A 10,207-nucleotide genomic window follows, 5' to 3' on the forward strand; every position below is an offset into this window, starting at 1 on the left:
ACACAGTGCTATCTACGATTCCCTGGGAGAGCGCTTGGTATTTTCGGACAGGGAAGAAATCCTTTACGCTACTCTTGATAAAAATCACCTGGAACAGGCACGTACCTCTTTAAAATTCCTTCAGGACCGGGATTCTTTTACTCTTGAATCCTAAAGGTTTCCATCTGTTCCCAATTGGCACGGATTTCCACAGTTCCGGGGTAGTAAATAATGCGCTCGGGCTGCCTTTTATCCATATAGTCCCCGGTATCCCATCGCCCGTTTTTATTGCTGTCAAAAATCAGACGAATCCGATATTTCCCAGGAGGTAAACTCGGGAATTCCACGTTTGTATTTTGTTCCAGAAAAAGGCTGCGACTGATTTCATCTCTTTCGTCGAGAAGTTGCACGACTATCGGGAATTCAACTTCTCCTGTCAGGATCAACCTCAGAATCCCGTAGTCGTCCGGACTTCCGGTAGTCCAGCGGTTGCGCAAGGTGTCATTTGTATCCCCAAAGAAATCTGTAACACCCCCTGGGAAAACATCCATTAAATAGGTCGCATCCTCATTCTTTTCAAATTCGAACCGCACCCTGTTGGTGATAGTATCTAAAATAGGTGTAAAGGGGACAGGGAGGCTATCCTGCCCCATCATTTTAAATTTTGAAGTATCAATTTGCGCGATTGGCAGGGAAGCATTCAAAAAAACGGTATCCGTGAAATTCAGGTTTTGGCGTGGGGCCCAACTTAAAACCATTGAATCCCTTGCTTTGGTTATCGGTTTTACCGTGAAGGTATCTATTTTCGTTTCCAGATTTGGGTGCCTCAGGGTAAACACCAGGGAATCCACTGAATTTGAGGTAATCCAGAGGTTTAAACTGTCTTTTCCAGGTTCTTTTGTCAATTTAGTCTCTACACTATCCGGGAGTTGGGAGAGCATAGTGATCACTGGGGGAGTATTTCCGTAGTACCCAAAGACCAAGTGGTTTGCAGCAGAGAAGGAGGGTGGGAGGACCCCGTAATTGGGGATTTCCCGAAATAAATTCAGTACATAGACTTCGTCCGTGGGAAGGGTTATGGTATCAGAGACAAACCCAATTTTATCAACGCCCTGATCAAAGAGATTGTTTTTCCCAACATCTTTTAAGGCGATCAAATGATAGGATCCCGGTTTGAGGTTGTTCAGGCTAAAAGTGACTGCACTATCCAGTGTATTGGTAAGGTAGTACGGGATTTTATTATAGATTACGGAATCGGTAAAAGCCGTGTCGATTTCATGTAGGAGGACGCTGATAAATGACTCGGGTTTTAAGTTAAGCGCGTCGGATACCGCCCCACTCAGAGACAGAGAATCGATATAATCCCCGGTAGAAAAAACATAGGTAAGGAAATTATTGGGGTTTCCCTCGTTATTATCGACGATACTTTGTCCAAAATTAAAGGTATACGTCGTATTTTCAAGCAGCGTATCTTTAAGCTGAATCTCAACGTATTTCCGAGCCCCGCCCATGGGGGTGATTACGGGTTTGTTTTTCAGGGGTGGGGATATAATAAGCTGGTTCTGAACATCTTCCAGTCGAATATACTCGTCGAAGTACAACCGAATTCGATCTGAATTAAACCGGGTGGTATTATTCGGTGGTTCTGCCCGAACCAGTGTAGGTGGTGTCGTGTCCAAAGGGCCTCCGCCCGGGCTTCCTTTTCTCCCGCAGTGACTCAGTGCCACCAGTGCGCAAAGGGCGAAAAGCAGGGCCAGGTTCCGGCGTAGGTATTGCATAGCGAAAACTAATCGACCACAAAGAAACAACATATTTGGGGAAGTTATCGCCTAAGGTACAACGGCCATCACGGCGATGAAAAGACGTTTGTCCTCAACGGGATCCAATGCCTGTACGCAGGCTTCCAGGGTTGCCCCAGTGGTTAGGACATCATCTACGATGAGGATATCCCTTCCCTCTAACTCCCCGGGTCGGCGCAGGCGATATGCCCCTTCAGTGCTTTTCCAGCGTTTCCATCGGTTTTTTGAAGTCTGTGTTCGAGAGCGGTTTACTTTTACGAGGTACTTCTCGGAATATACCGCTCCGAGATGTTCGGCGATGGCCTTTCCGAAACGACTGCACTGGTTATACCCACGTTTTCGCTTCTTCTTTCGATGCAAGGGAACGGGCAGGACCATCGACACATTTTTAAGGTTGGCCTCCTCCTGTATCTGTTGTCCGTACCAGGCACCCAACCACATGCCAATACGCTCCTGTTTCCGGTATTTGAGATGGTGGATGAGGTTTCGCACAATTCCGTTTTCGGGGTAATAAAACATGGCCGACACCTTTTTTACCCGACAACGACCATAAAAAAGGCGGTCAGCGGAGTTTTCATCCCTGAAATTGAAATCGGTAAGGGGTAATTCATGTCGACAAAATGCGCACAATAGATGTTCTCCCCGATATAATACGGCATTACATCCAAAACAGAGCTCGGGCACCATATAGGTGAGGGCATCATTTAGTATTTTTGAAAGATTCGATTTCAACTGTTTAACCTCGTATTTTCTGAGCTGCCCACTGCATGACCTTCCAGGACTCTAGTTTTAATAAAAATATCATCTTTTCTACATTGATTGCAGTGATCATCGGTATCCTGATTGCTTTTTACTATAGTTACGCCCAATCCCAACAGCAGATAAGTTATCTGGAGAAGGAGCGGAGCATGCTGATTAAAGACCTGTCATACATAAAATCTGAAGTGGACCGGTTACTCGCATTCAGCGAAGTACAGGAAATTGAACTGCAGGAAAGCGATAACCGTGTACAGCAATTGCTCGACTCCGTAGGCCGTCTGAATTTCAATATTTCAAAAATCGAGCAATATCGCAGGGAAATGAAAACCCTCGAAGCCCGGTACACAAACATCAAAAATAAACAGGAACAACTGCAATCTAATAACACGGAACTGGCCGGTAAATACGAGGAGACCCGTGAAATGCTGGAAGATTTGAAAGGGAGGACCAATTCCCTTGCAGAAACCGAGTCCCTGCTGCGCGCGAAAAACCAGGAGCTTAGTATGGAGCTAAAGCGCAAGAGCTATCTCAGTTTGGAGGACCCCCTTGGCAACGGATTCCGATTGAGAAGAAACAGACCTGTGAAAACAAATAAGGCGGCGAACATTGTTAAACTCAGAGGGTGTGTTACGGTGAAGGGAAATCCGAATACCACGATGGAGGAAAAAGTAATTTACCTCCAGTTCCTCAGCCCGGAAATGGCAATTATAGAAGATAATGCCTCACTTGTTGCCGTAAATGGAAATGTTTATAGCAAAAAAGTAGAACTTGTCTTCACCGGAGAAGAGATGAGTGTTTGCGATTTTATTACCGTCCCCGAAGGCTCTTTGAATGCAGGTATCTATACCCTGAATGTTTTCGAGGACGAAAAATTACTCTCCACCTCTGAATTTCGCCTGAAATAGGAGATTGATTTCATTAGAGATATTCTATTTTTACCGCATGGCAAATCAAGAAGACGATTTTAAGAAGGTGATTTCACATGCCAAGGAATACGGTTATGTGACCCAATCCAGCGAGATTTACGACGGTTTGAGCGCCGTTTACGACTACACACAAAATGGGGCAGAACTCAAGAAGAACATAAAAGAATACTGGTGGCAGGCGATGGTACAGCTCAATGAGAATATCGTTGGCATCGACGCTGCTATTTTTATGCACCCCACGACCTGGAAAGCCTCGGGCCATATCGATGCCTTCAATGACCCGCTGATCGATAATAAAGATTCCAAAAAAAGGTATCGGGCTGATGTACTCATTGAAGATTACGTCGGGAAAATTGAGAAAAAGATTGACAAGGAAGTTAACAAGGCGGCCAAACGTTTTGGCGATGCTTTTGACAAGAATCAATTTCTCAGCACAAACCCCAGGGTAGTAAAGTACCAGGAACAGGCGAGTGGCATTTTGAAACGCATGGGTCGCTCCCTCGAAGCAGAGGATCTGGCTGATGTGAAAGCCCTGATTGAGGAACTCGAAATTACCTGTCCTGTTTCCGGATCCCGCAACTGGACGGACGTCAAACAATTCAACCTGATGTTCGGCACCCGTCTCGGGGCAACGGCGGAATCCTCTATGGAACTTTTTCTGAGGCCGGAAACGGCTCAGGGGATTTTCGTGAATTTCAGCAACGTCCAGAAATCCGGAAGGATGAAAATCCCGTTTGGGATTGCCCAGGTGGGTAAGGCGTTTCGCAACGAGATTGTAGCCCGGCAGTTTATTTTCAGAATGCGGGAATTCGAGCAGATGGAAATGCAGTTTTTTATCCGTCCCGGGGAACAGAAGAAATGGTACGAGCACTGGAAAGAAGCCCGGATGAAATGGCATCTCTCCCTGGGTATGGGCGAGGAGTTGTATCGCTTCCACGACCATGAAAAGCTGGCACATTATGCCGATGCTGCCTCAGATATTGAATTCAGGTTTCCATTTGGGTTTAAGGAACTCGAGGGAATCCACTCCAGGACTGATTTTGACCTGTCGAGTCACGAGGAATATTCGGGCAAGAAATTACAGTATTTTGACCCGGAACTGGGAACGCATTACGTGCCCTATGTTATTGAGACTTCCATTGGGCTGGATCGGATGTTTCTGGCGGTGTTTTCAAATGCCCTTCGGGATGAACAACTCGAGGACGGATCTTCCCGTACCGTACTGCAACTCCCGGCGGTACTTGCACCTGTAAAGGCGGCCGTACTTCCATTAGTCAAAAAGGACGGACTTCCCGATCTCGCCCATGAAATTGTGGCGGATTTAAAATGGGATTTTATGGTTCAGTATGATGAGAAAGATGCCATCGGCAGACGTTACCGCAGGCAAGATGCAGCCGGAACCCCATTTTGTATTACTGTAGACCATCAATCCCTTGAGGACCGAACAGTTACCCTGCGCTCGCGCGACAGCATGGAGCAGAAAAGACTGCCTATCACTGAGCTTAAAGAAGTGATACAGCAAGCCGTCGGATATAGGTATTGGCTACAAAAATCGGGACTCTAAAGCGCGTACAATAGGAGGATACCCACATAGTAATTCCTGCCATTCCCCGGGTAATAATACCGGGGTTCGGAACCTCCGAAGCCCGTGGCATTTATTAAAACTGAGCTGGCGTAAAGGGTGTCGAAAATATTGTTGACACCCATTTCCAGGCTGATATTCAGTCGGGAACCCCACTGAGTGCGGTATCCGAACTGCGTATTCAACAGGCTGTAAGCGTCGCTGTACAGGGATGTACTATCCGTTAGGGGGATGGCATCCACGAATTGATAGCTGGTATTCCAAAACCAGCCGTATTCCGAGTTTATTTGCAGACCTCCATAGATCCTGTGCTTAGGGACCCCCGTCAGCGGGTTTCCCGAGAAATCCGAATCTTCGGTTTGAAAGTCCACAAAATTGTGGTCATTGAGGGTGTAGGAAAGAAAGGGGCTCACATTCCACGAATTCCCCGGACGCATAAAATACTGAAGGCTAACTTCCATACCCCGATGTCTGGTTTGTCCGGCATTACGGCCAATAAACTCGTCTTCGCCAACGCGTTGGGCGACCAGCAGATCCTTTATGTCCATTTGATACAGCGCCACGGTGCCCTGCAAGCGGCTGTCGAACAAGAATCCTGTCCCCCCTATTTCATAGTTTATTCCTTTCTCCTGACTGATATCGGGGTTGATCACACCATCGGGGGCTAGGGACTCCTCCAGGGACGGGTTGCTGAACCCCCGGCTTATATTCAGATAGATCCGCGAATCCGCGCCAAGCGAATAGTTCAAATCCAGACTCGGCATTAGGATCGGATCGAAATCCCGGGTTCCGCTTCGGTTCTCATCCCCTTCCCGGAACTGATCCCGGAAGTCATAGGTGGTTTTGTTCAGGGTGAGCCCGGCCTGGACCTTTAAACGTGAAGTGACCTGCCAGTGAAATTGGGCAAAGGCGTAAAACTGGTTTCTGAATTCTTTATTGCGACTCAATTGCTCCCCCTGAAGACTTCCCATGCCATCGTTCTCCCGATACAGGTTTTCAAAGGTCGACCAGTTGTACTCATCGCGGTAGCTTTCAAACCCAAAAACGACACGGGACTTATCAGGATCTTCGCTGAGGTTTGCAGAGAATACAGAGCGCGCCCCATATCCCAGGGTGAACTCATCGAGGATATTGAAAGGCCGGGGTTCGTAGTGGTCGAGATAGCTGAGAAATATACTTGTGGTGTTCTTAAAACCGCGGCTGAAGTGAATTTCATCCGAGAGCCCCACCAGGGTGTATTTGTTTGCTTCGAAGCCCTTGGCCTCTCTCCAGTTTGCCGCGGCCTGGGTCGGGTCAGTCAGGTAATCCGATAGTCCCAGGGAACTCGGTATTTCAGCCCTGTAGTCGATATAGTTTACCAGCAAATTCAGCTTATGCGATGCTCCGGCTTGCAACCCGAGATTGACCAGCAGGCCATCCCTGTCGAAAGCGTTGTTTTCCCGATATCCCTGGGTTGTCATACGATTATACCGGACCTCTGCCTGAACCTTTCCTCCGTTGTGGTTCAGACTCAGGTTGTTTTTAAAGAGTCCATAAGAGCCAAAACTACTTCGGTTTTGTATAAACGTACCCTCCTGTCTCGCAATGTCGGACTGGAGTAAAATGGCCCCTCCCAGGGCTGCGCCATAACTCCCGGATTTTGGCCCTTTGACTACCCGAATGGTATTTAGGTTTTCCAGATCAAAAGCCTCCAGGGCTGAAACCCCTGTTCCGTTTGTGACAGGAATATCGTTGTAATACATCCTCAGTTTATCGGTCCCGAAGGGGGTTCGGGCCCCAACGCCCCGAATCGTAATCCGATTGGTGTTCAGGGCTCCGGAGAGAAAATACACTCCGGGGATCTGATTCAAGGTACCCGCAAAATCTATGGGGCTTTGTGTGGAGATGGCGTTTTCGGTTAAAACATCCGAAGGGGTGATCCCCAAAGGGGAGGATATATCGGGTGTAACCCCGAGGATTACCTCATCCAGATAGGTCACGGAGTCTTTCGCCTGTTCCTGGCCCAGGGCTGTTACGGGCCCCAGAATTATGGGAAATAAAAAGTAGAAAAGGGAACTTCTCATTGAGGGACTGCACTTTTAAGGAAGATTGCGCTCTGTGGGTTCAAAGGTAGGAACTTCCCTCTAAACCGAAACCGCGGCCGGGGTTTCAAAACCTCTAGCGGAATGCCTATTTTTGATCAAAATTTGCAAGTGAAAATAGCGTCGTACAATGTTAATGGAATTCGGGCAGCCATGCGAAAAGGGTTTCTCGACTGGCTTGTCAATACCGGCCCGGACGTCATTTGCCTGCAGGAGATCAAGGCACAGGAAGACCAGTTGGATTTGTCTTTGTTCGACGCAGCCGGATATCCCTACCACTACTGGTTCCCCGCTGAAAAAAAAGGCTACAGTGGGGTGGCTATACTAAGCCGCCTCGAGCCCGATCAGGTGGTTAAAGGTACGGGCATTCCCTATATGGATGAAGAAGGTCGCAATATTCGGGCAGATTTTAATGGGGTTTCCGTGATGAGCTTGTATATCCCTTCCGGAACAAATATCGCCCGACTGGATCGCAAGTTGCAGTATATGGATGATTTCCAGGGCTATATAGACGCCCTGAAAGTGGAGAAGCCCAATTTGGTAATCTGTGGGGATTATAATATTTGCCACCGGCCTATCGACATCCACGATCCGGTCCGCAATAAAAATGTCTCCGGGTTCCTCCCTGTGGAACGCGAATGGATAGGAAACTTTATAGATAGCGGTTTTATCGACAGTTTCAGACATTTCAATCCGGACCCCCACCACTATACCTGGTGGACTTACCGGGCCGGGGCCCGGTCCCGGAACAAGGGATGGCGACTGGATTACGGTATGGTCTCCAAACCACTGGAGCGCGCTTTGGAGCGATCGGTTATCCTCTCAGGGGCTGTCCATAGCGACCACTGCCCCATATTACTTGAGTTAAACGGATTGAATTCCTAAAAGAATCGTCGATTTGAAATACACTACATTACCAAATACTGATATTCGCGTGAGCCGTATATGCCTGGGTACCATGACCTGGGGCCGGCAAAATACGGAGTCAGAAGGACAAGCCCAGATGGATTACGCCCTGGATCAGGGGGTTAATTTTTTTGATACCGCAGAGTTATACCCCGTTCCGGCCCATAAAGACCGGTATGCAGTAACAGAGAAAATTATTGGCAACTGGTTTCGCAAAAACGGCCAACGGCAGAACATTGTGCTTGCGAGCAAAATAGCCGGCCCGGCTCCTTTCACAGCTTTTATTCGTACTGATGGATTTAAACCATCGGCCATACGGGATGCTGTAGAAGGCAGCCTCCGACGTCTGCAAACAGACTATATCGATTTGTATCAGCTGCACTGGCCGGAACGGAGCACCAATTATTTTGGGCAACGGGGCTTCTCCCCGGATCCAAACGAGGCCTGGAGCGACAATATCCACGAAGTTCTGCGAACCCTCCAGACCCTGGTCCGGGATGGTAAAATAAGAGAAGTAGGACTTTCCAATGAAACACCCTGGGGGGTCATGCGCTTTCTGGAGGAAGCCAATGCCCATGCTGAACTGCCCCGAATGATAACCATCCAGAATCCTTACAGTTTACTCAACCGCCTCTTTGAGGTGGGGCTTAGTGAGATATCCCACAGGTCACAAATGGGTTTACTGGCCTATTCCCCTCTGGGCTTCGGGACTTTAAGCGGGAAATACCTCGGGGGTCAAAAGCCGGAAAAAGCACGGGTGACACTTTTCCCCAATTACAACCGTTACAGCAATTCAAAGGCAGTAGAGGCTACTGGGGCCTATGCTGAAATTGCTCAGGGGCATGGGCTCACCCTCGCTCAGATGGCCCTCGCCTTTGTAAATAGCCGGCCCTTTCTCACCAGCAATATTATCGGGGCTACAACCCTCGACCAGTTAAGGGAGAATATCGGCAGTATCCATATTGAATTGAGTCCGGAGGTCTTTTCCGAAATTGAAGAAGTACACAAGCTGATACCCAATCCAGCTCCTTGACAACTCTGTGGGTTTGAATAAAAATCGGAATACCCTAAGAAGCTGTGCCAAAAAGGGAACGGACCACATCTTCAACCCGGGCGACCCGCCGCACATCTATGGCATGGCTTTTATCCGGAACTGAGGCGTGGGAGGAGACGAATATAGCGGAAAGGCCCAATTTTTCAGCCTCGGTGATCCGCTGGCCGATGCGCGGGACCGGACGGATTTCGCCTGCAAGGCCCACTTCAGCCGCAAAACACCAGTCACTGGGAATCGAAATATCTGCATTGCTCGACAATATCGCAGCCAGTACGGCCAGGTCTATGGCGGGATCATCTACCTGAATTCCTCCGGTGATATTTAAAAAAACATCCTTGGCAGCCAGCTTAAAACCGGCCCTTTTCTCAAGGACAGCCAGTAGCATGTTCAAACGGCGGGGTGGAAAACCTGTCGCCGAGCGCTGAGGTGTTCCATAGACGGCAGAACTCACCAGGGCCTGGATCTCGATAAGGAGCGGACGCACCCCTTCAAGGGTTGCGGCTATTGCGGTGCCGCTGAGCGACTCAGTGTTCTTGGATAAGAGCAATTGGGAAGGGTTTGCCACCGGGTGCAGTCCATTGGCCTGCATTTCATATATCCCCAGCTCTGCGGTAGAACCAAAGCGATTTTTTAATCCCCGGAGAATCCTGAAGACGTGATTGCGATCTCCTTCAAATTGAAGGACCGTATCCACCATATGTTCCAGAATCTTAGGACCTGCAATACTCCCATCCTTGGTGATATGGCCGATAAGGACCACAGGAGTATCTGAGGCTTTGGCGAACCGAATAAGTTCTGCTGTACATTCCCTGATTTGCGAGACGCTTCCCGGGGAGGCGTCCAGATAATCGGAATGAAGCGTTTGAATGGAATCAACAATAAGCAAGTCCGGTTGGAGGGCTTCCGCCTGTCGGAATATTTTCTGGGTAAGGGTTTCGGTCAGGATATAACAGGAATCTGTGGCTGGGGCTATCCGCTCACTGCGCATTTTAATCTGCCCCTGGCTTTCCTCTCCGGAAATATAGAGTGTTTTGCGGTCGGATCGGACCGCGGTCTGGAGCATTAAGGTGCTTTTCCCAATACCCGGTTCGCCTCCGATCAGGGTTAAGGAACCTGGGACG

The 10,207-nt window shown here is 48.7% G+C and carries 9 protein-coding genes; 4 read left to right on the plus strand and 5 right to left on the minus strand.

What is annotated here, in order from left to right; genetic code table 11:
• Positions 1 to 137 precede the first annotated feature (137 nt).
• Genes WBV75_RS00815 through WBV75_RS00825 form a run of 3 tightly spaced genes read right to left on the minus strand, consistent with a single transcriptional unit; the run spans position 138 to position 2,479 of the window.
• Complete coding sequence (locus tag WBV75_RS00815) at positions 138 to 1,757, minus strand: Ig-like domain-containing protein (protein ID WP_424118766.1); 1,620 nt, start codon at positions 1,755 to 1,757, stop codon at positions 138 to 140.
• 51 nt (positions 1,758 to 1,808) lie between these two features.
• Complete coding sequence (locus WBV75_RS00820; protein WP_424118767.1) at positions 1,809 to 2,297, minus strand: ComF family protein; 489 nt, start codon at positions 2,295 to 2,297, stop codon at positions 1,809 to 1,811.
• A 14-nt stretch (positions 2,298 to 2,311) separates the two neighbouring features.
• On the minus strand, positions 2,312 to 2,479 hold the full coding sequence (locus tag WBV75_RS00825; RefSeq protein WP_424118768.1) for a hypothetical protein: 168 nt from the start codon (positions 2,477 to 2,479) through the stop codon (positions 2,312 to 2,314).
• A gap of 123 nt (positions 2,480 to 2,602) precedes the next feature.
• Between WBV75_RS00825 and WBV75_RS00830 the strand changes: the two genes are divergently transcribed.
• Together WBV75_RS00830 and WBV75_RS00835 are read left to right on the plus strand one after the other, a co-directional pair.
• A complete protein-coding gene (locus WBV75_RS00830) occupies positions 2,603 to 3,442 on the plus strand; it encodes a hypothetical protein (RefSeq protein WP_424118774.1) in 840 nt (279 codons plus the stop codon).
• A 37-nt stretch (positions 3,443 to 3,479) separates the two neighbouring features.
• Positions 3,480 to 5,027, plus strand: a complete 1,548-nt coding sequence (locus tag WBV75_RS00835) for a glycine--tRNA ligase (protein WP_424118769.1) — start codon at positions 3,480 to 3,482, stop codon at positions 5,025 to 5,027.
• Here the strand turns inward: WBV75_RS00835 and WBV75_RS00840 are convergent.
• A complete protein-coding gene (locus WBV75_RS00840) occupies positions 5,024 to 7,108 on the minus strand; it encodes a TonB-dependent receptor family protein (protein ID WP_424118770.1) in 2,085 nt (694 codons plus the stop codon). The genes WBV75_RS00835 and WBV75_RS00840 overlap by 4 nt on opposite strands.
• A gap of 129 nt (positions 7,109 to 7,237) precedes the next feature.
• Between WBV75_RS00840 and WBV75_RS00845 the strand changes: the two genes are divergently transcribed.
• The gene (locus WBV75_RS00845; RefSeq protein ID WP_424118771.1) at positions 7,238 to 8,011 is read left to right on the plus strand and encodes an exodeoxyribonuclease III; all 774 of its coding nucleotides are present in this window, start codon (positions 7,238 to 7,240) and stop codon (positions 8,009 to 8,011) included.
• Positions 8,012 to 8,024: 13 nt separating this feature from the next.
• Positions 8,025 to 9,065: an aldo/keto reductase gene (locus WBV75_RS00850; protein ID WP_424118772.1), complete on the plus strand. Its 1,041-nt coding sequence runs from the start codon at positions 8,025 to 8,027 to the stop codon at positions 9,063 to 9,065.
• 34 nt (positions 9,066 to 9,099) lie between these two features.
• Here WBV75_RS00850 and radA read toward each other — a convergent pair.
• Positions 9,100 to 10,207, minus strand: a 1,108-nt coding sequence (gene radA / locus WBV75_RS00855; protein WP_424118773.1) for a DNA repair protein RadA, incomplete at its 5' end; no start/stop codon positions are given.

Origin of the sequence: Robiginitalea sp. (assembly GCF_049588695.1) — a bacterium.
GTDB lineage: Bacteria > Bacteroidota > Bacteroidia > Flavobacteriales > Flavobacteriaceae > Robiginitalea.

Bases quoted from the DNA above. Each gene is read 5' to 3' on its own strand.
- WBV75_RS00820 (WP_424118767.1), bottom strand. From the start codon at position 2,297: ATGTTTTATTACCCCGAAAACGGAATTGTGCGAAACCTCATCCACCAT.
- WBV75_RS00825 (WP_424118768.1), bottom strand. From the start codon at position 2,479: ATGCCCTCACCTATATGGTGCCCGAGCTCTGTTTTGGATGTAATGCCG.
- WBV75_RS00840 (WP_424118770.1), bottom strand. From the start codon at position 7,108: ATGAGAAGTTCCCTTTTCTACTTTTTATTTCCCATAATTCTGGGGCCC.
- WBV75_RS00815 (WP_424118766.1), bottom strand. From the start codon at position 1,757: ATGCAATACCTACGCCGGAACCTGGCCCTGCTTTTCGCCCTTTGCGCA.
- WBV75_RS00835 (WP_424118769.1), top strand. From the start codon at position 3,480: ATGGCAAATCAAGAAGACGATTTTAAGAAGGTGATTTCACATGCCAAG.